Origin of the sequence: Isoptericola hypogeus, assembly GCF_039531145.1 — a bacterium.
In the GTDB taxonomy this organism is placed as follows: domain Bacteria; phylum Actinomycetota; class Actinomycetes; order Actinomycetales; family Cellulomonadaceae; genus Isoptericola; species Isoptericola hypogeus.
Window position 1 is genome coordinate 874,870 of sequence record NZ_BAAAPM010000003.1, and the last position, 24,858, is coordinate 899,727.

At 72.7% G+C, this 24,858-nt stretch carries 18 protein-coding genes; 6 read left to right on the plus strand and 12 right to left on the minus strand.

Translation table 11 applies throughout. The annotated features are described in order from the left end of the window. Position 1 precedes the first annotated feature (1 nt). A complete protein-coding gene (locus ABD254_RS06235) occupies positions 2-1,300 on the minus strand; it encodes an ABC transporter substrate-binding protein (protein ID WP_344246684.1) in 1,299 nt (432 codons plus the stop codon). Between the two features lie 215 nt (positions 1,301-1,515). On the opposite strand from ABD254_RS06235, the gene ABD254_RS06240 reads away from it, so the two are divergent. Continuing rightward, positions 1,516-3,000: a family 20 glycosylhydrolase gene (locus tag ABD254_RS06240; RefSeq protein WP_344246686.1), complete on the plus strand. Its 1,485-nt coding sequence runs from the start codon at positions 1,516-1,518 to the stop codon at positions 2,998-3,000. Between the two features lie 108 nt (positions 3,001-3,108). Further along, a complete protein-coding gene (locus tag ABD254_RS06245) occupies positions 3,109-4,365 on the plus strand; it encodes an EndoS/ChiA family endoglycosidase (RefSeq protein ID WP_344246688.1) in 1,257 nt (418 codons plus the stop codon). Between the two features lie 114 nt (positions 4,366-4,479). On the opposite strand, the gene ABD254_RS06250 is transcribed toward ABD254_RS06245, so the two are convergent. Together ABD254_RS06250 and ABD254_RS06255 are read right to left on the minus strand one after the other, a co-directional pair. Further along, complete coding sequence (locus ABD254_RS06250) at positions 4,480-5,805, minus strand: alpha-L-fucosidase (protein ID WP_344246690.1); 1,326 nt, start codon at positions 5,803-5,805, stop codon at positions 4,480-4,482. Further along, a complete protein-coding gene (locus tag ABD254_RS06255) occupies positions 5,802-6,743 on the minus strand; it encodes an EndoS/ChiA family endoglycosidase (RefSeq protein ID WP_344246692.1) in 942 nt (313 codons plus the stop codon). Before ABD254_RS06255 ends, ABD254_RS06250 begins: the two co-directional genes overlap by 4 nt. 135 nt (positions 6,744-6,878) lie before the next feature. Between ABD254_RS06255 and ABD254_RS06260 the strand changes: the two genes are divergently transcribed. Further along, complete coding sequence (locus tag ABD254_RS06260) at positions 6,879-7,670, plus strand: AraC family transcriptional regulator (protein ID WP_344246694.1); 792 nt, start codon at positions 6,879-6,881, stop codon at positions 7,668-7,670. Here ABD254_RS06260 and ABD254_RS06265 read toward each other — a convergent pair whose 3' ends face one another. The 4 genes from ABD254_RS06265 to ABD254_RS06280 form a co-directional block, all read right to left on the minus strand. Next, positions 7,671-9,149 carry an arylsulfatase gene (locus tag ABD254_RS06265; protein ID WP_344246696.1) on the minus strand — a complete coding sequence of 493 codons (1,479 nt, stop codon included), beginning with the start codon at positions 9,147-9,149 and terminating at the stop codon, positions 7,671-7,673. 99 nt (positions 9,150-9,248) lie between these two features. Then, positions 9,249-10,226 carry an EndoS/ChiA family endoglycosidase gene (locus ABD254_RS06270; RefSeq protein WP_344246698.1) on the minus strand — a complete coding sequence of 326 codons (978 nt, stop codon included), beginning with the start codon at positions 10,224-10,226 and terminating at the stop codon, positions 9,249-9,251. Between the two features lie 112 nt (positions 10,227-10,338). Further along, entirely contained in the window at positions 10,339-12,453 is a 2,115-nt protein-coding gene (locus ABD254_RS06275) for an endo-beta-N-acetylglucosaminidase (RefSeq protein ID WP_344246700.1), read from the minus strand. A gap of 91 nt (positions 12,454-12,544) precedes the next feature. Next, a complete protein-coding gene (locus tag ABD254_RS06280; RefSeq protein WP_344246702.1) occupies positions 12,545-15,592 on the minus strand; it encodes an alpha-mannosidase in 3,048 nt (1,015 codons plus the stop codon). A 146-nt stretch (positions 15,593-15,738) separates the two neighbouring features. On the opposite strand from ABD254_RS06280, the gene ABD254_RS06285 reads away from it, so the two are divergent. Further along, positions 15,739-16,761: a LacI family DNA-binding transcriptional regulator gene (locus ABD254_RS06285; protein WP_344246704.1), complete on the plus strand. Its 1,023-nt coding sequence runs from the start codon at positions 15,739-15,741 to the stop codon at positions 16,759-16,761. Between the two features lie 127 nt (positions 16,762-16,888). Further along, entirely contained in the window at positions 16,889-17,296 is a 408-nt protein-coding gene (locus ABD254_RS06290) for a pyridoxamine 5'-phosphate oxidase family protein (protein WP_344246706.1), read from the plus strand. A gap of 19 nt (positions 17,297-17,315) precedes the next feature. Here the strand turns inward: ABD254_RS06290 and ABD254_RS06295 are convergent, their stop codons facing one another. Then, positions 17,316-18,377: a Gfo/Idh/MocA family protein gene (locus ABD254_RS06295; RefSeq protein WP_344246708.1), complete on the minus strand. Its 1,062-nt coding sequence runs from the start codon at positions 18,375-18,377 to the stop codon at positions 17,316-17,318. A 31-nt stretch (positions 18,378-18,408) separates the two neighbouring features. Next, complete coding sequence (locus ABD254_RS06300) at positions 18,409-18,903, minus strand: MarR family winged helix-turn-helix transcriptional regulator (protein WP_344246710.1); 495 nt, start codon at positions 18,901-18,903, stop codon at positions 18,409-18,411. Between the two features lie 72 nt (positions 18,904-18,975). Here ABD254_RS06300 and ABD254_RS06305 point away from each other — a divergent pair, with 72 nt between their 5' ends. Then, positions 18,976-19,191, plus strand: a complete 216-nt coding sequence (locus ABD254_RS06305; RefSeq protein WP_344246712.1) for a hypothetical protein — start codon at positions 18,976-18,978, stop codon at positions 19,189-19,191. A gap of 110 nt (positions 19,192-19,301) precedes the next feature. Here the strand turns inward: ABD254_RS06305 and topA are convergent, their stop codons facing one another. The 3 genes from topA to ABD254_RS06320 all read right to left on the minus strand — a co-directional run bounded on the left by topA (position 19,302) and on the right by ABD254_RS06320 (position 24,856). Further along, complete coding sequence (topA, locus tag ABD254_RS06310) at positions 19,302-22,067, minus strand: type I DNA topoisomerase (RefSeq protein ID WP_344246714.1); 2,766 nt, start codon at positions 22,065-22,067, stop codon at positions 19,302-19,304. 114 nt (positions 22,068-22,181) lie between these two features. After that, positions 22,182-23,183 (minus strand): phosphatase PAP2 family protein, encoded by a 1,002-nt coding sequence (locus tag ABD254_RS06315; RefSeq protein ID WP_344246716.1) that lies wholly within the window; start codon positions 23,181-23,183, stop codon positions 22,182-22,184. A gap of 116 nt (positions 23,184-23,299) precedes the next feature. Then, a complete protein-coding gene (locus ABD254_RS06320) occupies positions 23,300-24,856 on the minus strand; it encodes an Ig-like domain-containing protein (RefSeq protein ID WP_344246718.1) in 1,557 nt (518 codons plus the stop codon). Between the last annotated feature and the right edge of the window lie 2 nt (positions 24,857-24,858).

The following is a 24,858-nucleotide window of genomic DNA, read 5'->3' on the forward strand; positions in this document are numbered from 1 at the left end:
GTCAGCCCTGCAGCTGCTCGTTGCCGAAGGCGACGGCGGCGTCCAGCGCCTCCTGTACGGGCTTCTTGCCGAGCACGGCCTGCGCGATCTGGTCCCGGGTCTCGGTCTTCAGCGCCTCGCTGCCGGGGGTCCGGCTGATCAGCGCGTCGGGGAGCTGCTCGGCGGACATGACGCGCACCTCGGCGTCGTCGCTGCCGTCCGACGTGTGGAAGTACTCGTCGTCGAGCGAGCCCTCCGTCGACGGGAAGATGTTCACCTGCTTGGCGAACTCGACCTGGTTCTCGGCGTTCGTGACGAACTTGGCGAACGCGATGGCCGTCGCCTTGTTCTCGGAGCCGGCCGACACCGCGACCGACTGGCTGTAGCCGACCGGGCCCGTGTTCGTGATCTGCTTCGTGTAGACGAGGCTCTTGTAGACGCTGGGCGCGTTGTCCTTGAGGTTCTGGATGGCGTACGCGCTGCCGTCCATGAACGCGAGCCGGCCGGAGTTGAAGTTCTCCCCCTCGCCGACGTAGTCGTCGGTGAGCGCCTCGGGCAGGATCGCGCCCGCCTCGTACATCTCCTTGTACTTCTCGACGAGCGCGACGGCCTCCGGTCCGTTGAAGGTGTACTCGGTCTGGTCGGCGTTCATGACCTCGATGCCGTACTTCTCCATCATCTCGGTGCCCGGCAGGACCCCGAGCATGGCGAACTTGCCGTTCGACTTCTCGGCCATCTGCAGCGCCGCGTCGTAGAGCTCGTCGTAGTTCGTCGGGATGGCCTTCGGGTCGAGCCCTGCCTTCTCGAACAGCGCCGTGTTGAACAGCGACGGGCCGGTGTTGAGGTACCAGGGGTAGGCGTAGTGGCCGCCGACGTCCGTCCAGTCGTTGCCGTCCCAGGCGCTGGCGAGGAAGTCCGGCCCTGCCTCGGGGTCGGCCTCGTCGAGGTTGAGCAGCATGCCGGCCTCGGCGAGCGGCGAGCCCGTGCCACGGTCGATGTTGACGACGTCGGGCAGCGTGCCGCCGGCGGCGTCCGCCGACAGCTTGTCGGCGTACCCCTCGGCGGGCTGGTCGATCCACTTCACCGTCGTGCCGGGGTGCTCGGCCTCGAAGTCGTCGATGACGCCGTTGAAGTAGTCCTCGAAGCTCGCCTTGAGGTTCCAGGTCTGGAAGCTGATCTCACCGGTGATCTCACCCTCCGCGGCACCGCTGGCCTGCGGCTCCTCCGCGGCCGGGCTGCCCACCCCGCACGCCGCGAGCGACAGCGCGACCGCCGCCGCGGCGGCACCGGTCGCGAGAACTCGTCGGTTGAAAGACAACATCGTCGATCTCCATCTCTCCTTGGAGGGACCCGGGCGGACGGAAACGTCGGCACGGTGTCGGTCGTCGCGGCACCGATCCGTTCGGTCTACGATGACTCCGGGCAGGATGCTAAGGCGCTTTAGTAGTCGGGTCAACACCGTGGCTCAGATCCGGCGCCGGGCGACCGCCTCCCCGCGCGACGCGACTTCCCCATCCACCGGACGGAGAGCAGGACATGTCATCGACGACGAGCGCGGCCACACCGATGTGGTCGAGCCTGCCGCAGCCCACGAGCGTCGACCTGACCGGCGGGCTCTGGCAGCCCGGGCGGCGCGTCCTCGTCACCGCGCCCCAGGCCGGGCTCCGCCGCGAGGCGGAGCGGCTCGCCGACGAGCTGACGGCGCTCGGCCATGGCGCGGCCGCCGAGGTTCCCGCCCCGGGCGGCGTCGAGGACCGCGACCCCGCCGACACGCAGGCGACCGTCGTCGCGCTCCGCACCGGCGACACGGGCATGGCGTCCCCCGAGTCGTTCACGATCTCGGTCGGCGACACGGTCGAGGTCGTCGGCGGCTCGGCCGTCGGGGTCTTCCGCGCGACCCGTCAGCTGCTCCACAACCTGATCGCCCAGGACGGCGTCCCGCGGGGCCAGGTCCGCTCGGAGCCCGCGGTCGCCGAGCGCGGGCTGCACCTGGACGCCGCCCGCAAGCACTACCCGGCCTCGTGGATCGCCGACCTGCTGCGGTCCCTGTCATGGGTCGGGATCACCACCTTCCAGTGGCACTTCTCGGAGAGCCTCGGGTTCCGCATCGCCTCCGAACGGCATCCCGAGATCGTCTCGGCCGAGCACCACACGAAGGCCGAGGTGCGCGAGCTCCTCGAGCTCGCGGCCGACCTCCACATCGAGGTCGTGCCCTCCCTCGACATGCCCGGCCACCTCCGGCAGGCGCTCGCCACCCACCCCGAGTGGCAGCTCCCCGCCCCCGCGGCGGACACGACCCACGCCCTCGACATCACGAGTCCCGACGCGGTGCGGTTCGCCCGCGACCTGATCGACGAGTACGCCGAGCTGTTCTCGACGAGCCGGCACTGGAACCTCGGCGCGGACGAGTTCGTGGCGTTCGAGGCGATGGACGACTACCCCGTCCTGGCCGACGCGGCACGGTCGCGGTTCGGCCCCGCCGCGAACGGCTTCGACCTGCTCACCGCGTTCGCCAACGACACCGCAGCCCACCTCGCCGAGCACGGCTTCACCGCCCGCGTGTGGAACGACGGGATGTTCCGCGGCGCCGTCGTCGCGCTCGACCCGGGGGTCCAGGTCACCTGGTGGACCAACTGGAACGCCCTCATGCGCCCGGTGACCGACGGCCTCGCCGGCGGGCACCGCATCGTCAACTTCATGGACTCGCTGCTCTACTACGTGCTGGGCGAGGTGAACAACTATCCCTACCCCACGAGCGAGCGGCTCTGGGCCGAGGACTGGCACCCGGGAGCGTTCACCCGGCTGCCCGGCGGCGTCGCGCAGACCTGGGGAACCCCGTACCCCGAGCAGCTGCTCGGGGCGAGCTTCTCCGTCTGGTCCGACATCGTCGACGCCCAGACCCCCGACGAGGTCGCCGCCGGCATCCGCCGCCCCCTGCGCGGGATGGCCGAGCGGGCATGGAACGCCGGGAGCCGGCTCGGTCACGACGCCTTCCTGCGGATCGAGGCCGCGATCGGCTGACCAGGCCCGACGGGCGTGGCTCGTACGTTATGGTCAACTCAAGCGCTTGAGTTCCCTTTTTTGGACTCGTGCGCGAGCTGAACTCCGCCCTCGATGAAGAGAAGAGTCATGAAGCGAACGACTGCCCTCGGCCTCGGCACACTCCTGACCGCGCTCACCGCTCTCACCGCGACACCTGCCGTCGCCCAGGACGCCGCACCCCCGGTCGGCGACACCACGCACTGTGAGAGCGAGCCGCTCGTCATGGCGTACTACCGCACGTGGCGCGACGTCACCGTGCCCGAGAGCGCCAACTCGAACCTGCCCGACCCGAACGTCACGCGCATGAGCGACCTGCCGCGGGAGATCGACGTGGCGATGGTGTTCGACGCGGGCGCCACCGCCGACACCGACTACTGGGACACCCTCCGCGACGAGTACGTGCCGAGCCTGCACGCCCAGGGCACCCGGGCCGTCTACACCCTGTGGATCGACGACCTCGCGAAGGCCGACATCCCGCTGACCAACGAGGCCTACCGGGCCTACGCCCAGGAGCTCGTCGACACCTACGTCACCCCGTACGGTCTGGACGGGATCGACGTCGACGTCGAGTCCTATCCGCGCGGCGACGACCTCACCAGGGCCATCGGCGTCTTCGACGCCCTCGGCGAGCTGATCGGCCCGCGGTCGGGCACCGACACGCTCTTCCTCTACGACACCAACCAGACCGGCGACGCCCCGCTGTTCCAGGCCGTCTCCGAGAACGTGTCGTTCGTGCTGCTGCAGGCGTACGGCCGCGGGGCGGAACGGATGCAGGCGGCCTGGGACACGTTCGCCGACGAGATCGCGCCCTGCCAGTTCCTGCCCGGCTTCTCGTTCCCCGAGGAGCAGGACCGCACGCACTGGGGCGACGCCGAGGGCCTCTACGACCCCGCCACCGCGCCCTCCTTCACCGCCCACGAGTACGCGACGTGGCAGCCCACGGACGGCACCAAGGGAGGCTTCTTCGCCTACGCCGTCGACCGGGACGGCAAGGTGTGGGGCGACGACACCATCACCCCCACGCAGTTCACCTGGATGCGGAACCTCGCGGCGGTGCAGGACGACGCGGCCGGCGTGGCGCCGGCCGCGCCGACCGCGAGCCTGGCCGGCGACCGGGTGACGCTCACCGGCACCGGAGCACCGACCGCGGGGGTGCGGGTCACGGTGACCGGGCCTGGCCTGCTGCCGTCCGCGACGGAGACCACCGTGGCGGTCGACGGCACCTGGTCGGTCACGCTGGACCGGAAGCTGACCGTCCCCATGAGCGCGTCGATCACCCAGCAGCTCGCTCACACCGCCGCATCGGAGGCCACGGAGGTGCGCTACCGCCCCTGGGCGGGCTGACCAACGGCGACGCCCTCGACCTCCGGAGTCCCGGCAGCCTCCAGCAGCTGGTCCGCGTCTCCCAGGGGCGTCCACCGTCGGACGGCCGGGAACCCGCCGGCCGTCCGACGCGTGTCACCCGACGACGAGCACGGCCGGCCCGGGCCGTCCCTCGGCGAGATCGACGACGAAGCCGTCGTCCGTCCGCGACGTCACCTCGCCCCAGGCGGGCTCAACGCCGCGCACCGGGCCGGCGACGTCGCCGCGCACCGTGACCGGTCCCGACGCGCCGTCCGGCCGGTCGACGAAGAGCACCACCCGGCCGCCGGACTCGACGGCGCGAACCCAGCCGCCGTCCGAGGCGACGACCGCGCCCTGCGACGGTCGCGAGCCCGCGAGGAACGGCTTGGCCACCCGCATCCAGCGCCCCACCCCCAGCAGCGCGGACCGCTGGAGCTCGGGGATCGTGCCGTCCGCCTTCGGGCCGATGTTGAGCAGGAAGTGCCCGCCGCGGGAGACGACGTCGGTGAGGTGCCGGGCGATGCCGGCACCGTCAAGGTAGTGCTCCGCACCCTCGAGCCGGTTGTACCCGAACGAGTAGCCGATGCCGCGGCAGTTCTCCCACTGCGCCTCCGACTCGTTCTCGAGCGCGGTCTGGTACTCGCTCGTCGCGTAGTCGTGGTGGGTCCCGTCGCCCCAGCGGTCGTTGACGAGCCCGTCCGGCCTGCGCGCGTAGAAGTGCTCGAAGAGCTCCCCCAGGCCGTGGTCGCCGAAGTGCTTGCCCTCGTCCGGCCAGTTGATGTCGTTCCACAGGATGTCGGGGTCGTAGCGGTCGACGAGATCCCGGACGTGGTCGTAGGCATAGGCCGCGTACTCGGCGTCGCTCGGGCGGTTGTCGTGGACCTCCTCGTGCGTCAGCGCCGGCGGACCGGGCCGGACGTGCCAGTCCAGCCCGCCGGAGTAGTACAGGCCCAGCCGCAGGTCGCGGGCCTTCGCCGCGCTGCTGAGCTCGCCGACGATGTCGCGCCGCGGGCCGCGGTGGACCGTGTTCCGGGTGCCCGTCCCGGGCGCGTCCCACAGCGGGATGCCGTCGTGGTGCTTCGTGGTCGGCACGACGTAGTCGGCCCCGGACGCGACGATCAGGTCGACGACGTCGTCCGCGTCGAAGCGCTCGGCACCCCAGAGGTCGAGGAGGTCGTCGTAGTCCGCTCCGCCGAACTCCTCGGCGTGGTGGCGCTGCGCCGGGCTCCCGTCGATCCGGATCGTGTTGAGGTACCACTCGACGTACGGGTTGTGGGTGAACCACTCGTGGTCGTCCACGGTGCCGAACTCGCCGGTCGGCTCCGCCCAGGCGGGCACGGACGTCGCGCCCCAGTGGATGAAGATGCCGAAGGGCGCGGTCGTGAACCACTCGGGGGTCGGACGGCGAAGGGCCGCCCAGCGGGAGTCTGCTGCGCTCACCGGTTCATCACGTGCTTGAGCTCTCGCGACCACGAGTAGTCGGACGGGTGCGAGGTGTCGTCGCCCGGCGCCACCCCGTCCCGGTCGATGGCGTACGAGAAGATCCCGCCCTTCCGGGCGCCCTCCGGGTTCCAGGTCGCGTAGGCGTACGCGCGGCTGGTCTCCATCGGCAGGGTCACGTCGGTGCGGAACTGGCCGCGGTGCTCGTAGAACGTGAACCCGATCAGGTACTGGTGCGGTTCGATCCAGGGCTCGAACGTCTCCCAGGTGGCCTGGAGGCCGGCGACGTTGCGCCCGTAGGACTGGACCAGCACGTAGTCGACGAGGCCCGCCGCGTGCTGGAGCAGCGGCTCGTTGCCGCTCTTGTTGGTGTCGAAGATCAGCAGCGTGCCGTTGTCGGCCCGGGGGCCGAGCAGCGTGCTCAGCTCGGTGAACACACCCTTCGCCTGGGCGAGCTGGGCAGTGGTGAACGAGCGCTCGACGTCGACGTCCAGCCCGTCGGCGCCGATGTCGGTGACGTAGGTCGTGACCAGGTGCTCCGCGAGCGCGCGGTGACCCTCGGGAGTGTTCGGGTAGGCGGGGTCGATCAGCTTGTCGACGAAGATCGTGTTGACGACCTTGGTGCCCTGGCCCTGCAGCAGGGGGATGTACGTGTGCTGGATCGCCTTGCTGAGGCGGCTGTCGTTCGCGGTGACGGCGAACGAGAGAAACACGACGTCGACCTCGTCGGGGATGTTGGCCATCGAGGTATGGGCATCCTGCTCGGTCACGACGTCGCCCCAGGTGCGGTAGTAGCCCATCATGAGCTGCTTGCGGGGCTTCGGCAGCGACGATGCTGCCTGTTCCTGCGCCTGGGCCGGGGCGAGCCCGGTGGCCGACAGGATGGCCCCGCCGGCGACGGAGGTGGCGGCGAGGGCGACGAACTTTCGGCGATCCACTGGTGGTCCTTCCACATCGAAGTACGAACCGGACTGCGGGGCAGGACGAACGTCCCAGCTCCGCACGGGAATGCTATGGACGGCGGTACCGCGCCGTGATGGTCGACGCCGACCGCGTCGTGGTAGGAATCGCCCATGCCCGTTCAGGAGGCGGCCCTGCAGTCTTTCGCCGTGCCGTTGCAGCACCCGCCGGTCGTCGTCGACGTCGGGCACGCCGTGCACGGGTTGAGCGACCGGGAGGAACGCTTCCTGCTGCCGGAGCTGTACTCGCTGCACATCTACGACTGGGCCGGTGAGCTGAAGATCGGCGACCGGCTGCACCGGATCAGGCCGGGCGACCTGGCCCTCGTCCCGCCCGGCACGCTGGAGGCCTATCGCTACAACGGCCCCTCGCAGCACGTCTTCGCCCACGTCCGCCTTCCCGCGGCCGGGCCGCGCCGCGAGATCCCGTCCGTCCAGAGCCTGGGTCCCGACGCCCCGCGACTGCGTGCCCGGCTGGTCGCGGCGAGCACGGCGGTCGATCCGGGCCACAGGGCGGCCGAGGTGTGGTCGGTGCTGTGGGCGGCGGCGACCCGGCCCTCGGCAACGGACGCGTCGACCGAGAGGCAGCACCCGGCGGTGCTGGCGGCCGTCGACCACATCGATCGGCACCTGCACGCGACGCTCCGCGTCGACGAGGTCGCCCGGGTCGCGCTGGCGTCGACGAGCCACCTCAACCGCCTCTTCGTCGGGGCGTTCGGGATCAGCGTGTCCCGCTACGTCCGGAGAAAGCGGGCCGACCGGGCGCGGCACCTGCTCCGCGACACCCTCCAGCCGATCAGCTCGGTGGCGGCGACCGTCGGCATCCCCGACCTGCAGGCGTTCAACAAGTTCTGCCGGTCGCAGCTCGGGGCGCCGCCCCGGGCACTGCGGTCCGGAGAACGGTAGTCAGGCGGTCCCGGCGGCTGCAAGCCGCTCGCGGGTGTGCCGCAGGATGTTCACCACCGGACGGCCGGTCACCAGCCGGCCGCCCGACACGAAGCCCTCCTCGCGGCCTTCGAGGGCCTCGGCCAGGTGGCCGCGCCAGGTCTCGAGGAGGTCCCGCGACGCCGGGTCGTGCGCCAGGTTGTGCTCCTCGTGCGGGTCGGCCCCGAGGTCGAAGAGCTGCTCGTGCCCGTCCCCCGACATCCACAGGTACTTGGTCCGTCCGTCCGTCACCCACTGGAGCGACTGCCCGAGCAGCACGTGCTCCCCGTGGATCAACGGTCGCCAGTCGTCCGCCTCCTCGCCGCGCAGCAGGGGGACGAGGCTGCGGCCGTCGCACTCCTCGGGGACAGGCAACCCTGCCAGGTCGAGCAGCGTCGGCATGACGTCGCGCAGCTCGACCGGCTCGTCCACGACGTTCGAGCTCGCGAAACCTTCCGGGAGCGAGCCGAAGAGCAGGGGCACGCGCGCCGACCCCTCGAAGCCGAAGCCCTTCCGGAACATGTGGTGCTCACCGAGCATCTCGCCGTGATCGGACGTGAAGCAGACGATCGTGTCGTCGTCCAGCCCGAAGTCCGCGAGCACCGTCCGGATCCGGTTGATCTGCAGGTCGATGTGGGACATGTGGCCGTAGTACCCGGCCCGCGCCCGGTGCAGCGAGCGCGGGTCCATCCGCCCCACGAACGCCTCGTGGTCGCCGTCGGCGCCGTAGGCCGCGTAGTCGTCCACCCAGTCGCCCACGACCGGCTCGTACGGCGGCAGGTCCAGGTAGTCGTCGAACGCCCACGCGGGTGGGTCGTAGGGCGGGTGGGGCCGGTGGAACGACAGGTACAGGAAGAACGGCCGCGTCGGGTCGCGCCGGTACAGCCACTCCTTGGTCTGGGTCCCGACCCAGCTCGTCGGGTGCAGGTGCTCGGGCTTGTCCCAGGGCCGGGCCACCACCGAGTTGCAGCTCACGCCGTGGTCGACGTGGTCCTCGTCCGGGCTCGCCCCGGGCTGCCGCCGGAGCCACGGGACGTAGTCGTCGTAGTACGCGACGTCCCGCCCGCCCTGGCGCCGGGCGAAGCCGAGGAACCCGTCGTGGAGGACGACGTCATCGAAGCCGGCGCGGGCACGCTCGGGCCAGACGTGCATCTTCCCGATCGCCTGGGTCTGGTACCCACCCTTGCGGAGCTCGCCGGCCAGCGTCACCGGGTGGGCCTCCTCGAACGGCACGCCCTCCACGTACCCGACGCGGCCGTGCCGCTCCTGGGACTGACCCGTGAAGAAGGCGACGCGCGCGGGGACGCAGGTCGGCGTCGCCGAGTACGCGGCCGAGAACCGCGTCCCGCCGGACGCGAGCTGGTCGAGGTGCGGCGTGCGGACGTGCGGGTGCCCGGCGGCGGACAGGCAGTCGCCGCGCCACTGGTCGACGCAGATCAGGATGATGTTCGGGGCGCTCACGGGACCCTGTGCCTCCTCGTTGACGACATGGACCAGGTCGAAACGGTACCCGGGGCGGACGTCCGGAACCGGACGTCCGCCCCTCGACAGGCAGTGGCGTCAACGGCCCCAGGCGTCCTGGACGTTGCTCAGCCGCTTCGTCCACGAGTAGGACGAGCTGCTGAGCGTGTCGTCGCCCTCGTCCTTGCCGTCGCGATCGACCGCGTAGGAGAAGATTCCTCCCTTGGTGCCGCCCTCCGGCTGCCACTTGGCGTAGGCGAAGGCACGGCTCTCGCCGAAGTCCGGCTCGGTGTCGCCCCAGCGGTGACCCCGCTCCTCGTAGAAGGAGAACCCGATCAGGTACTGGCACGAGCTGATGTACGGGGCGAACGTCTCCCAGGTGGCCTGGAGCCCGCGGACGTCGCGCCCGTAGGACTGCACGAGCACGTACGAGACCAGCGGCGCCACGCGGGGCACGAGCGGGTGGTTGCCGCTCTGGTTCGTGTCGTAGATCAGCAGGTCGTCCGTGCCCGACTCCGGGCCCAGGTACGTCGAGAGCGCCTCGAAGATCCCCGCCACGTGGTCCAGCTCCGCGGGGCTCAGCGCCTGCTCGACGTCGACGTCGAGGCCGTCCAGGTCGGCAGGCGTGACGTACTCGGCGATGAGCTGCCGGGCCAGCCGGTCGTAGCCGGCCGCGTCGTCCTGGACCGGGAGGTCGAGGAGCTCGCCCACGTGCAGCGTGCGTACCACCTGCGTGCCCTGCGCGTGGAGGGCGGGCACGTACTCGTCGCGAAGGGCGTCGCCGTACCCGTTCTCCATCGCGCCCCACGCCTCGAAGACGAACGCCACGTCGACGCCCGCGGGCAGGTCGCTCATGACCGACTGGTTGACGAGCCCGTTGCCCCCGGGGGGCACCGTCACGTCCCGCCACGTGCGGTAGTACGCCATCATCAGCGGGTCGTCGGCGCACTGCGCGGCGGTGCCGGTCGTCGTCTCGTCGACCGGTTCTGGGGCGGCGGCTGCCGCGACCGAGCCGCCAGCCAGCAGCGTCGCCGTCATGGCCACGGTCGCCGCGAGCCCTCGGGAAATACTTCGCACAGGTCATCTCCTTCGATTCCTTCTGCGTCGGGGCCGACGGCTGCCGGCCCCGTGACACGACCCGCCCGTCACCCGGACCGGCGCGGGCCCTCCTGCCGACGGTGTCGCTCGGTCACCGCAGCGTCGCGACGGCGGGCGCTCCCCGACGACCGTCGGCGCCGGTCGGGCGGACCGAGAAGGTGCGCCCCCGCCCCAGGTCGACGGACTCCGCGAAGAAGGCGTCCCGACGGACCCGGCCGAGCCACGTGGCCCCGGCGTCGCCGTGCTGCAGGACGTCGTAGAGGTCGGCCCCCTCCGACAGGCTCCACTCGAGCGCCAGGTGGCGCGTGCCCGGCAGGGCCTTCCAGTCGCCCGCGTCGGTCACGCTCAGTCCGGTGACCCGCTCCGGCCGACGACCGGGCAGCTGCGGGAGGAGCGCGACCTTGCCCAGGCGGCCCTCGCCACGCACCCGCAGCGAGACGCGCGCGACCCGGCGGCCGCGCACCGCCACGGACGTCCCCCAGACGTCCCAGGTATCGCCCCGCTCGGCGTCCAGCGGATGCCAGTCGACGTCGTCCGGGGCGTCCCGCCAGGTGATCCCCAGCTCGGCGGACTCGAGGCCCTGGGCCACGACCTGGGCGCGCATCCGCCCGTCCGCGGTGAGGTCGGTCTTGAAGAGGTGCAGCACCCCGGCCCCGGACACGGCGAGGCTGTGCCCGCCCTCGTAGGCGACGGTCTCGTCCAGCTCGACGGACAGGTCGCCCTCGGTCCAGAACTGCCAGCTCAGTGCCCGGTCGGCGCAGCCCTGGTTGTTCCACCCGCGGTCGCCCACCTGCTCGCCGTCGAGCCAGAACGCCGCGCCCGAGCCGATGTTGAACGACGACACGACGGGCAGCTCGCCGAAGGGGGAACGCTCCGAGATCCAGTGGGCGATGCCGTCGAAGCGGTCGTGGTTCCAGATGTCCTGACGGCCCGACGAGAACGGGACGCGGCGGCCCGACGTGCTGGGGTCCCCCGTCGGTCCCGACCAGAAGTGCTGCTCGACGGCGCGCAGCCCGGCGCGGCCCTCGACGGTCGCGGCCTCCCCGTCGCGGGACTTCGTCCACCAGAACGTGTTGTCGACGAACAGCCCCACCGACACGGGCGCCGGGACCCCCGGGCCCGCCACGGCGCCGAAGCGCTCGCTCGGGTTGAAAACGCCCTTCTGGTGCTCGATCCCCGCGAACGCCACCTGGCGCGGGTCGAACCCGTGCCGCTCGGCGGTCGCACGGCTCGTGGAGAGGTCGGGGTCCTGCCAGGAGTACCAGCCGTAGTTGATGAAGATCGAGTCCATGATCGGCTCGTCCGGGGTGCCGAGCCACGGCGCGTTCCGGTCGTTGAGCTCGTTCTGGTAGGAGAGGCTGCCGCTGTCCGGGAGGACCGCGTCGTAGTACTGCAGGTAGAAGTCGGGGTCGATCCGCTTGACGTAGGCGAACAGGGCCTTGAGCCGCGCGACCTGATCGGCCGTGATGCGGGCCTCCTGGTTGATGAACAGGCCGTCGAAGCCGAAGTACCTCCGGATCTCGACGAGCTTGTCCCCGACCGGGAACGAGCCGTCCTCGCGGCGGACGAGGAAGCCGTCGAAGTCCACGCCGCCGCGCGGCCAGAACCAGCCGCCGATCGCCTTCGCGCCGTTGAGATGGGCGGCCTCCACCCACTGCGGGTCGGGCAGGTCGATGACGGCACCGATGCGGCCGGGCGTGCCCGACGGCTGGGAGACGAGCTCGTCCGGCGTCAGGTGGGACACGATCCCGTGCCAGGTCCCCCACACGTCGATGTACTGCCAGTAGCGCTGGGTGTACGCCCACGGCTCCAGCCCGATGGGCTGCGGCCGGACGCCGTAGGTCGCGCCGGAGTAGTAGCGCGTCAGGGTCGAGAGCTGGACGGCGGGGTCCAGGTCCGGGTGCGCCTGCGTCGGCGCGAACGGCTCGATCCGCTCCGCCCGCGGCACGAGGCAGCGCAGGTGGCGCGCCCACGGGTGCGTCGCCGGGTCGAACTCGAGGAGGTCCGTCGGGTTCCACCCGAACGGCGCCGGACCGGGCGGGATCCCCGCCGAGTCGGGCACGGGGAAGCCGGCGTCCGCCGCGCCCGTGGCGTCCGCGAAGGCGACGGCGGGGCTCACGCCCGCCAGGAGAGCGCCGAGCCCCAGCCCGCCGACGGTGAGGACCGTGCGGCGCGAAGGGCCGGGGGTGAGGTCGGTCGAGGACATGTGTGATTCAACCTTTCGTCGGTGGATCACAGCTACACCACGCTGTGCATGTCGTGCCCGTACCGGGCAGGTCGTGCCCGGTACGGACAGGTCAGTGGGGGCGGGGCGCCCCCGGGGCGTCGCCGGCGCGGGTGCGCGACAGCCGGAGCGTCAGCACCTGGAACGGGCGGAGCTCGACCGCGACCGCCCCCTGCCCGGAGACGAGCGACCGGTCGTCGGCGAGGTCGGCGCCGAGGTCGTCCTCGAGCAGGTCGACGACGCGGACCGAGACGTCGGCACCGAGCAGCGGCCCCGGGACGAGGCGCGCGCGGGCGCGCCCGCCGGCCGCCTCGTACAGCCGGACGACCACGTCGCCCGAGCGGTCCTCCGCGGCCTTGACGGTGTCCAGCACGGCGACGCCCTCGTCGACCTCGAGCCCGACCGGGGAGTCGACGGGGGCGAGCACGCGGTTCACGCGCGCGGCCGTCTCGGTGACGATCCCGAGGTCGTCGGCGACGGCCAGGACCCACCGCTTGCGGTGCCGGCCCTGGTCGGTCGCCGGGTCGGGGTAGTGCGGCGCGCGCACGACCGACGCGGCGACCTCCACGCCACCGCCGTCGCGGGCCGCGACCTCGTGGCCGTAGCTCCCGTCGTTGACGACGGCGACGCCGAACCCGGGCTCCGAGACGTGGACGTACCGGTGCGCGCAGGTCTCGTACTGGGCCCAGTCCCACGAGGTGTTCTCGTGCACCGCACGCTCGACGTAGCCGAACTGGGTCTCGAAACGCGCCGTGCGGGCCGCGACGTCGACGGGGAAGCCGACCGTGAGCAGGCGCTCGGACTCGTGCCAGTCGACGTCGACCTCGACCTCGACCTCGCGGCGGCCCGGGACGAGGGCGTACGACGTCCGCACGACGGAGCGTCCGAACGACCGCGTCACCGCCAGGCCCGCGCGCCCCGCGGAGCGGACGACCTCCCACTCGCACGGCCCGTCCAGGGCCTGCGCCGTCCGGCGCGCGCCGCGGTCGACGTCCCACGCGTCCCAGAGCACCGGCTGGTCGCGCAGCAGCCGCAGCTCGCCGAGCCGCGCGCCTGCGGGGACGACCTCGCGGCCCGTCGCGGCGTCCACCCAGGAGACGACGGCGCCGCCCGCGTCGAGCCGGAGCGAGACGTCGGCGGACTCGACGGTGCGGGCGTCCGCGTCGACCCGCACCTCGGCGGTGGGCGTGGCGGGCTCCACCGCGGCGGGCTCCACCGCGGCGGGCTCCGCCGCGGCGACCGCGGCGTCGGCCGCGTCTGCGAGAGCGCGCGCCTCGGCCTCGACGGCCGCGTATGTCGCCCGCGCCTCCCGGTGCACCCAGGAGATCGACGTCCCCGGCAGGATGTCGTGGAACTGGTGGAGCAGCACGCGCTGCCACAGCGACGCCAGCTCGTCGTACGGGTAGGGGGCGCCCGCGAGCATGGCCCGCACCGCGCGGGCCTCGACCTCACGCAGGAGGTTCTCGCTGCGCCGGTTGCCCTGCTTCATCGCGACCTGGGTCGTGAAGGTGGCCCGGTGCAGCTCGAGCGCGAGCTCCCCGCGCCAGACCGGGGTCTCCGAGGTCGTCTCGGCGTGCAGGTCGGCGAAGAACTCGTCCGGCCGGCGCTGCTCGACCCGCGCCACCCCCTCGAGGTCGGCCATGCGCTCGACGCGCCCGAGCATCTCGCGCGTCGGGCCGCCGCCGCCGTCGCCGTAGCCGAACGGGACCAGGGAGTGGTCGGAGAGCTCCTTGTCGCGGAAGTTGCGCACGGCGTGCGCGAGCTCGCGCGGCGTCACCTCGGCGCCGTAGGTGTCCACGGGCGGGAAGTGCGTGAGGAGCCGCGTGCCGTCGATCCCCTCCCACCAGAAGGTGTGGTGCGGGAAGTCGTTCGTGTCGTTCCACGAGATCTTCTGCGTGAGGAACGAGTCGAACCCGCCCAGCCGGGCGAGCTGGGGCAGCGCCCCGGAGTAGCCGAAGGAGTCGGGCAGCCAGAGGATCCTGTTGTAGGCGCCGAACCGCTCGCGCATGTACCGCTGGCCGTGCAGGATCTGCCGGACCAGCGACTCGCCCGACGGCATGGTGACGTCGGACTCGACCCACATGCCGCCGACGGGGACGAAGCGCCCCTCGCGGACCCGCTCTACGACGCGCGCGAAGACCTCGGGGGCGTGCTCCTCGATCCACGCGAACTGCTGGGCGGACGACATCGCGTAGACGAAGTCGTCGTGCTCGTCCATCAGCGACAGCGTGTTCGCGACCGTCCGCGTCACCTTGCGCGCGGTCTCCCGGACCGGCCACAGCCACGCGGAGTCGATGTGCGCGTGGCCGACGGCGGTGGCGCGGTGGGCGGTGGCGTGGGCCGGCCGCGCGAGCACCTCGCGCAGGTGCGTGCGGGCGCGCGCCCCGGAGGCTGCGAGGTCCTCCGGGTCGATCTCGTCCAGCGCGCGGTCCACCGCGCGCAGCAGGCGATGGTGCCGGGGCTCGTCGACGGACAGCTCGGCGGCGACGCCCGCGGAGACCTCGAGGTCGAGCACGAGCTCGTGCAGCTCCCGCTCGAGCACGCAGATCTCCGCGCGCCGGAGCCGGTAGGCCGGCGCGGGGCCCGCGGTCTCCTTCTCGCCGCCGGTGACGGGCCGGAACGGCGGCACGTCGAGCAGGAGCGGGTTCGACGCCGCCTCGAGGTACAGCTCGAAGCTCTCCCCGGGGCCGGCGACGGCCGTCAGGTCGACCCAGCGGTTCCTGGGGTTGAGCGCCTTGAGCACGGCGCCGTCGGCGGTCATCACCAGGCCCTCGCACTGGAAGCCGACCGAGTGGTCCTCCCACCCGAGGTCGACGACGAGCTCGGCGCGCTCGCCGTCCGCGAGGCCGGCGGGCACCGTCCCGGTGATGCGGAACCAGGTGGTTCCCCACGCGGGGCCCCACTCGTGCCCCACCGCGAACGGCCGGTAGTCGGGCGTCTCGCGGCCGGGGGCCGCGCGGAGCCCCAGGGCGTGCGCCGCCGGGACGGGCTCCCCCTGTCCCCCGTCGACGGGCCACGCCTGGAGCCCGACCTCCGCCACGGGGCGGTGGACGAACGGGGCGATCCGGTCCCGCACGACGCGGGTGACCCTCGCCTGCGTGCGGGTGGTCGTTGAGTGCATCGAACTCCTTCGTCGTGCGGGCGGGCCCGACGCTAAGGCGCTTTAGTTTCGCTGTCAAGACCAGGGGAAGAAGCGTTGCAGACGTCTACACTCGACATTCGAGGACCGTGGAACGGCAGAAAAAATCAAGCGCTTGAGGAGCAGACATGGCACGGCGGATCACGCTCAAGGACGTCGCCAGCCGGGCCGGCGTCTCCGAGAGCGCGGCCTCGTTCGCCCTCAACGGCCGCCCGGGCGTCTCCGACGCCACCCGCGCCCGCGTCCTGGAGGTCGCCGAGGCGCTCGAGTGGCGGCCCAACCACGCGGCGCGGACCTTGTCGGGGGCCGGGACCTCGACCATCGGCCTGGTCATCGCCCGCGGGACCCAGGAGATCGGGTCCGAGTCCTTCTTCCTGCGCCTGCTCGCCGGCATCCAGGACGAGCTCTCCCCCCGGCACTACGGCCTGCTCCTGCAGATCGTCGCGTCCCTCGACGAGGAGGTCGCGACGTACCGCGGCTGGAGCACCGCGGCCCGCGTCGACGGGGTCCTCGTCGTCGACCTGCACACCGACGACCCCCGGCCCGCCGCCCTGGAGCAGCTCGACCTCCCGGCCGTCCTCGTGGGCGTCGCCGACCCCGAGCACCGCAGGCCGGCGGTGACGATCGACGACGGCGCCGCGATGGAGCGGGTCGTCGCCCATCTCATCGACACCGGCCACCGGCACGTCGTGCACCTGTGCGGCGACCTCACGGCGCGCCACGTCGCGGCGCGCGCGGCGGCCTTCCGCGGCGCCGCCGAGGGTGCGGGAGTCGTCGCCGAGGTCGTCGACACCGGGTTCGCCCCCGCCGTCGCCGCAAGGGCCGTGGCCGCGTCGTGCGAGGGCGAGCAGCGCCCCGACGCGTACGTCTTCGACAACGAGGTCCTCGCGCTCGCGGGGATGCACTCGCTGACCCAGGCGGGCCTGCGCGTCCCCGACGACGCGTGCGTCGTCGTCTGGGAGGACAGCCCGGTCGCGCGGGCAATCGACCCCGCCCTCACCGCGCTGGACCGCGACCCCTTCACCCTGGGTGCCCATGCGGCGCGGCGGCTGCTCGAGGTCCTCGCGGGCGCCGACGGCGACGTCGAGGAGCCGCTGCCCTCCCTGGTCGTCCGGCAGTCGACCCGCTGCGCCCGGACCGTCCCCGCCTGAGCGCGCCGCCGGGCGGGCGCACGTCACACCCGACCGGCGCGCGCCGGGCCACGGGCGGCGAGACGATGGGAGGACACGAGGGGCCGGCCCACGACCGGCCCCCACGCACGACCGCCCTGGAGGTCACATGTCCGCGCAGACGCCCGACCGGCCCACCACGATCCTCACCGAGGACGAGTGCTGGGAGTTCTTGGAGGGCCAGACCGTCGGCCGGCTGGCGACGGCGGTGGGCGGCGATCCCGAGATCTTCCCCGTGAACTTCGCGGTCGCCGAGCGGCAGGTGTACCTCAAGACCCGGCCCGGCACCAAGCTCGTGGAGATCGCTGTCAACTCGCACGTCGCGTTCGAGGCCGACGAGTGGGGCCCCGACGTCGCGCGCAGCGTCGTGCTCAAGGGCACGGCCGAGATCCTGGACCACGACGCCGACCTCGCGGCCGCGGAGGCCACCGGCCTGCGCAGCTACCTCCAGGACGGCAAGAACGTGTGGGTGCGGATCGCCCCGGCCGAGGTCAGCGGCCGCCGCCTCTCGCGCTGACCCCGGTCGAGCCTGCGGGTCACTCCCCTGGGTAGACCACGCCCACCTGACGCCGCACCTCGTCGAGCGTGTCCATCACCTCGAGCGTGCCGCCCCACGACATGCGCGGGCTCTGCGTCTCGCCCGCCGCGACCCGGCGCGCCACCTCGGCGGCCTGGTACTGCTTGCCCTCGCCGCGGAACCCGTCGTACGTCCACGTCGCGCCGTCGTGCCGCACGACGCGGAACGACGTCGGCCCGTAGAACGCGCCGGCGACCTCGATGCGGCCGCCGGTGCCGCCGATCACGGCCGTGGTGGCGGTGCGCGACCAGAGCGTCGTCGAGAGCGTCGCCTGCACCCCCTCCGGGTAGCCGAGCACCATGCCGACCTGACCGTCGACGCCCGTCTCGGTGAGCGCCCCGACGGCGGTGATGCTCTCGGGGGCGCCGAGCAGGTCGTGGGCGAACGACACCGGGTAGACGCCGAGGTCCAGCATGGCGCCGCCCGCGAGCGCCGGCGCGTAGAGCCGGTGCTCCGGGGCGAGGGGGAAGTACTGGCCGTGGTCGGCGAGGACGCTGACGACGCGCCCGATCTCGCCCCGCGCGACGACGCCCCGGATCGCCGCGACGTGCGGCAGGAAGCGCGTCCACATCGCCTCCATGACGAAGACGCCGGCGTCGCGCGCGGCGTCGAGCACCTCCCGCGCCTGCGCGGCGTCCTGGGTGAACGCCTTCTCGACGAGCACGTGCTTGCCGGCGCGGATCGCGAGCAGCGCGTGCTCGTGGTGGTGGGAGTGCGGCGTCGCGACGTAGACGACGTCGACGTCGGGGTCGGCGACCAGGGCCTCGTAGCCGCCGTGGGCGCGGGCCTGCGGCGCGTGCGCGTCCGCGAAGAGCTGCGCCTTGGTCGCGTCGCGCGAGCCGACGGCGACGACCGACGCGGCGGTGTGCTCGCGCACCCCGTCCGCGAACGAGCCGGCGATGTTGCCGGCACCGAGCACGCCCCACCGCACGGCGGGTGCGGTCCGCGGGTCAGGGACGGTGCCCGCCAGGTCGTCGGCGGTCAGGCCGGGCGCGAACGTGGCGGGGGTGTCGTCGGTCATGGGCACACGGTAGCGGCGACGCCGGCGCGCGTCACCGTGCCGCGGGCTCGTCCGCGGCCACGGGCCCGCCGCGGTGGGCACGCTGCGCCGCGGCGACGACCCGGTCGGTCGCGACGCGCGCCGCGTCGAGCTCCGCCAGGGTCAGGCCGCTCGCCTCGACGACAGCGGCGGGGACCTTCTCGGCCTCGGCCCGGAGCCCGCGCCCCGCGTCGGTGAGGTGCAGCTCCACGACCCGCCCGTCCGCCGATGCCCGGCGGCGCTCGACCAGGCCCTGACGCTCGAGGCGCTTCAGCAGCGGCGACAGCGTGCCGGCGTCGAGCAGCAGGCGGGCCGCGAGGCCCGTGACGGTCGTCTGGTGGCCGGCGCGGTCGTCCTGCCACAGCCCGAGCATCACGAGGTACTGCGGGTGCGTGAGGCCCAGCGGTTCGAGGACGGGCTTGTAGAGGGACACCATCGCCCGCGCGGCCGCGGAGAGGGAGAAGCAGACCTGTACCTCGAGCCGGAGAGGATCGGGGGGCAGCTCCATGCGCACAGCCTACGTCCGAGAGGTATCCTTGGTGCACCAACTATTGGTCCACCAAGGAATGCGAGGAGTCCCATGGGACGGCGAGCACGGCGCGAGGACGACGACCGGACGTGGGGCATGCGGGTCACCGAGAGCTTCCTGCCGTACTTCGGCCCGGCGTCCATCCTGCGCAACGACCCGAACCCGCCGAGCGACGACGACCTCGCCAAGGAGGCCGCCCTCCGCCGGGCGCACCAGCGCGTCGTGCGGGCCGACGGGCACGCCTACCTCGTCGAGCGCGACGACTAGGGTCGCCTCTCCGCCCTCGCCCGCTCCCCGGGGTGTTGTGAGCATGATTCTGGCCCACTTTCGGTTTCGAAAGTGGGCCAGAATCATGCTCACAACACCCCCGGGGGGAGCTACTTCTTGGTGGTCGTCTTCCGGGTCGTGGTCTTCTTCGCCGTCGTCTTGGCCGTCGACGTCGTGCGGCGCTTCTTGGCCGGGCCGGCCGCGCGCTTCTCCGCCAGCAGCTGGACGGCGTGCTCGGCCGTGATGCTCTCCGGCGTGACGTCGCGCGGCAGGGTGCGGTTGGTCTCGCCGTCGGTGACGTACGGGCCGAACCGGCCGTCCTTGACGACGATCGGCTTGCCGCTGGTCGGGTCGTCACCCAGCTCGCGCAGCGGCGGGGTGGCGGCCCGCGCTCCCCGGCCGCGCTTCGGCTCGGCGTAGATCTTCAGCGCCTCGTCGAGCGTGATCGTGAAGAGCTGCTCCTCCGACGCGATGGTCCGCGAGTCCGTGCCCTTCTTGAGGTACGGGCCGTAACGGCCGTTCTGCGCGGTGATCTCGTCGCCGGACTCCGGGTCCGTGCCCACGACGCGCGGCAGCGACAGGATCCTGAGCGCGTCCTCGAGCGTCACCGTCTCCAGCGTCATCGACTGCAGCAGGGAACCGGTGCGCGGCTTGGGCTGGGCGGCCTTCGCCTTCTTCTTCGCCGCCGCGGACAGGCTCGGGTCGATCTCCGGCAGGTCCAGCACCTCGGTGACGAACGGGCCGTACCGGCCGGACTTCGCGACGATCGGGTGCCCGGTCGCCGGGTCGGTGCCGAGCTCCTTGCCGTCGTCGGCGCCGGCCGCGAGCAGCTCGCGCGCCACGGCGACGGAGAGCTCGTCCGGCGCGACGTCGTCCGGGATGGACGCGCGCGGCGGGTTCTGCCCCTCGGCGACCTCGGCCCCGAGATCCTCGACGTACGGGCCGTAGCGCCCGACCCGCACCCGGATGCCCTCGCCGATCTCGACCGAGTTGATCGCGACGGGGTCGATCTCGCCGAGGTTGGCGACGATGTCGCGCAGGCCCCAGCCCGTGGCCTCGCCGGTGCCGTCGCCGAAGTAGAACCGTGTGAGCCAGGCGACGCGCTCGCGCTCGCCGGCGGCGATCTGGTCGAGGTCCGCCTCCATCTCGGCGGTGAAGTCGTAGTCCACCAGCCAGCGGAAGTGCTCCTCGAGCAGCCGGATGACGGCGAACGCGAGCCAGGTCGGCACGAGCGCCTGCCCCTTGGTGCGCACGTAGCCGCGGTCCTGGACGGTCGAGATCGTCGCCGCGTACGTGGAGGGGCGGCCGATGCCGAGCTCCTCCAGCGCCTTGACGAGCGACGCCTCCGTGTAGCGGGCAGGCGGTGTCGTGGCGTGGCCGTCGGCGGCGAGGTCGTCGCCGCGCAGCGCGTCGCCCTCGGCCATGCGCGGCAGCCGGGTCTCGCGGGCCGACGCGCTCTTCTCGCCGTCCCCGGCCGGCTCGACGTCGGTGCTCTCCTCGTACGCGGCGAGGAAGCCGCGGAACGTGATGACGGTGCCCGACGCCGCGAAGACGGCGTCGCGCCCGGCGAGGTCGCCGGCGGCGTCGGACAGCGGGGCGGCCAGGCGCACCGACGCCGTCGAGCCCTTGGCGTCCGCCATCTGCGAGGCGACCGTGCGCTTCCAGATCAGCTCGTAGAGGCGGAACTGGTCGCCCGACAGCTCGCGCGCCACCTGCGCCGGGGTGCGGAACGAGTCGCCCGCGGGGCGGATCGCCTCGTGCGCCTCCTGCGCGCCCTTGTTCTTGGGGGCGTACAGCCGCGGGGCGCCCGGCACGTACTCGGGCCCGTACAGCTCGGCCGCCTGGCGGCGGGCGGCGTCGGTGGCCTCCGTCGACAGCGTCGGCGAGTCCGTCCGCATATAGGTGATGTAGCCGTTCTCGTACAGGCCCTGGGCCGTGCGCATCGTCTGGCGCGAGCTCATGCGCAGCTTGCGACCGGCCTCCTGCTGCAGCGTGGAGGTGGTGAACGGCGCCGCGGGCTTGCGCGAGTACGGCTTGGTCTCGAGCGAGCGGACGGCGAACGCCGCGTCCGCGAGGCCCGCGACGACGGCGCGGGCGGACGCCTCGTCCAGCGTCGCGACGCCCGTGCGGACCTTGAGCCGGCCGAGGTCGTCGAAGTCGCGGCCCGTGGCGACGCGGTCGGCGCCCACCGCGGTGAGCCGGGCGCGGAAGGACTGGCCGGCGTCGTCGCCGCCGGTCGGCGCGAACGAGCCCGCGACGTCCCAGTACTCGGCCGAGACGAACGCCATGCGCTCCCGCTCGCGCTGGACGACGAGGCGCGTCGCGACGGACTGCACGCGGCCGGCCGACAGGCCCTGGCGCACCTTGCGCCACAGCACCGGCGAGACCTCGTAGCCGTAGAGCCGGTCGAGGATGCGGCGCGTCTCCTGAGCGTCGACGAGGTCGGTGTCGAGCTCGCGGGTGTTCTGCAGGGCCCGCTGGATCGCCTCGCGGGTGATCTCGTGGAAGACCATCCGCTTGACCGGCACCTTGGGCTTGAGCTCCTGGATGAGGTGCCAGGCGATGGCCTCGCCCTCGCGGTCCTCGTCCGTGGCGAGGAAGAGCTCGTCGGCCTCCTTGAGGGCCTTCTTCAGCTCACGGACCTTCTGCTTCTTGTCCGCGTGGACCTCGTAGTAGGGGTCGAAGCCGTGGTCGACGTCGACCGCGAACTTGCCGTACGGGCCCTTCTTCATGTCCGCCGGCATCTCCGACGGCTGCGGCAGGTCGCGGATGTGCCCGACGCTCGCCTCGACCTCGTAGTCGTCGCCGAGGTAGCCCTGGATCTTGCGAGCCTTGGTCGGCGACTCGACGATCACGAGCTTGCGTGGCTGGGGCATCCGTTCCTGCTTTCCGTGGTGCGAGGGGCTGCCGGTGGACCGGTCATGTCACGGTACGACATGCCTCCACGACATGGTTCCGGTGGTGGCCGCGGGCGGAACTCTACCGAGGGGCTAGTGTCCCTGCTCCCGATGCTGTACGGCCGGCCGCGCGGTGAGCTGGCGCAGCACGAGCAGCACCGCGAACGCCGCGGCCGTGACACTCAGCACGCCGACGGCGCCGGCGGCATAAGCGGTGAGGTCGGGGGCCGACGACAGCACCGGCACCGTGGCGCCGGCCCGGGCCAGGCCCACCATGGTGGCCAGCGACGCGACCGCGCCGGCGGCCGCGGCGAGCAGCATCAGCCCGGCCACGACGAACGACCCGGGGCTCGCGGTCGACCCCCCGGGCCGCCGGGGGGCGTCGAGGGACGACGGCGGCGTCAGGGCGCACACCGCGGCGCCCCACACCAGCACGACGAGCACGGCCGCGACGACGTCCGACGGCCGGTGCCACTGGCCCACCAGCGTCGAGACGCCAGTCATCCCCGTGTACGCCGCGCCCAGCACGGCGACCACCGGCCGCCACGCCCGTGGCGCGGCGAGCAGCAGCGCCGCCGCGACCGACGCCGCCACCGTGGTGTGCCCGCTGGGCAGGGTGTTCTGCCCGGTCCAGCCGGGCAGCAGCTCGGGGCGGTCCAGGACGGCGTGCTTGAGCACCTGCGTCGTGACGTTCGCCCCGACGACCAGGACCACGACCTGCAGCGCCAGCGCCCAGCGCCGGCGCAGCGCCGCGACCCCCGCGGCGGCCCCGACCCCGGCGACGACGAACGCCACGGAGACGACGTCGAGCACCGGCTCCGCGACCTGCCACAGCCGGCCCTGTCCGTGCGTCGCGCCGAGGAACGCGAGCTCGTCGACCCGCTGCCCGGTGGGCGTGGCGACGAAGATCCGCCAGGTCAGCCAGACGCCGACGGCCGCGAGCAGGGCGACGACGCCGGCCACCACGCGGGGCGCGGTCCGCGCGCGGGGCCGCGGGGTTCCCCGCCACGCGCCGACCGGGAGGATGGGCGCGCCGACTCCCGACGGCCCCGGGTCCGGGACCGACGTCGGCAGCGGGCGGGTGTCGGCGAGCACGGGGATCACGCTACCCACCGGGTGTGACGGAAACGTACACACCCCGTGGGGACCTCTCCTCGCTCCCGCACAGAGTCACGGTCCACGGCGGTCGAGCCCGCACCGCGCACCGCGGGTCACGGGGCGTTGTGCCGCAGGGTGATCGTGGGGGAGAAGACGGTGCGCACGTTGCCGTTCCTCGGGAAGTACTGGAGCTTGAGGAAGGACCTTCCCTCGTTGCCCTGCAGCAACCGACCTGGGACACGGATCGTCCGCTTCCCGTCCGTGACCTTCCACGACCAGTTGGTCCAGCACTCGCTCCACCGTCCGTGGAAGTTCACCGGGTTGCGGGACCAGATGCACAGGCGGCCGCGCTCCGGGAGCCCGGGCGTCCGCACGGTGACCGTCGCGGCGACCGATCGCGTCGACCGCCAGCTGCTCGGGAACGAGGTGCGCTCCATGCGGAAGGTGACCACCGGCCGTGCCTGGACGACCTTCTGGGTCCAGGCGCGCTGCGACCTCGCGTACGTGGACGGCCCGACGTACTTGACCACCAGGCTCTGGCGCCCTGAGGGCACGCGCGTTCCCGACACCGGCAGCGACGCCTTGCCTCGCGTCAGGGTGGCGGAGCGGAGCTTGCTGCCGCCCCGCCACAGCTCGACCCGACCCGACGGCGTACCGCTCGGCGAGGAGACGGTCACCGAGACCCGACGCGACTTCCCGTAGGTCCACGCCTTCGGGGTCGACACCGCGACGGAGGTGGCGCGGGGGCGGACGTCGACGGCGAAGGACCGACCCTTCTGCTCGTAGCCCGGCAGCCCGTTGAACCGCACCGCCACGTGCCCCTTGCCGAACGGGAGCCGGCTCGCGGGAAATTTCAGGGTCGCCTTGCCGCCCACCAGGACGCCAGACGCCAGCGTCTCGTCCCGTTCGACGAACACGCGACCCGTCGGGGTCCCTAGCGGCGAGGTCACCCGGATCGGCACGACGACGTCAGAGCCGTAGCGCGCGACGGCGGGCACGTCGGCCTCCAGCGTGATCGGCTTGCTCTCGGCCATGACCTGGAACGACCAGGCCGACACGCGCGCTCCCGAGGCGGACGTGTGGGTGAATCTCAGATTCTCGCCCCCGCTCACCTCCGTGCCGTCGAGCGCGAACGTGGCGACGCCGTCCACCAACGGCGCCGACCGCTCGGCGTCGTCGAAGGATGCGGTCACCGTGCCCTCGCGCGGCTGGTCCGTGCCGGTGACGTCGAAGCGGAGCTGGTGCTCCTCGCCGTAGTACCACGACGTCGCGTCGAGGACAGGGCGGGCAGGCTCGGCGACCTCGATCGTCACCGAGTCCGTGGAGTAGTACGGCCACTGCCCGGTCTGCGGGTCGACTCCCGACGACGTGTCGAGGTGCCGCGCCTCGATGACGTGCGTGCCGACCGAGAAGTAGCGACTGGGGATCACGACCGTGGCCCGCCCGTCCACCAGAGCCACGTGCCGCAGGAGTGCGCCCCGGCCGTCCTCCAACCATCCGACGTACCCGGTGCCCGGGGAGCCGTCACGCGTGACGCTCACTTCGAGGGCGATGTCCTGGCCCGTCCACCACCGCTGGTCGCCTGGAGCGATGACCGTGCTGTCGGCGGCCTCCGCGGCCGACGACGGGACCACCGTCAACCCCGTCAACGCCAGGGCGAGCGCGAGCATCG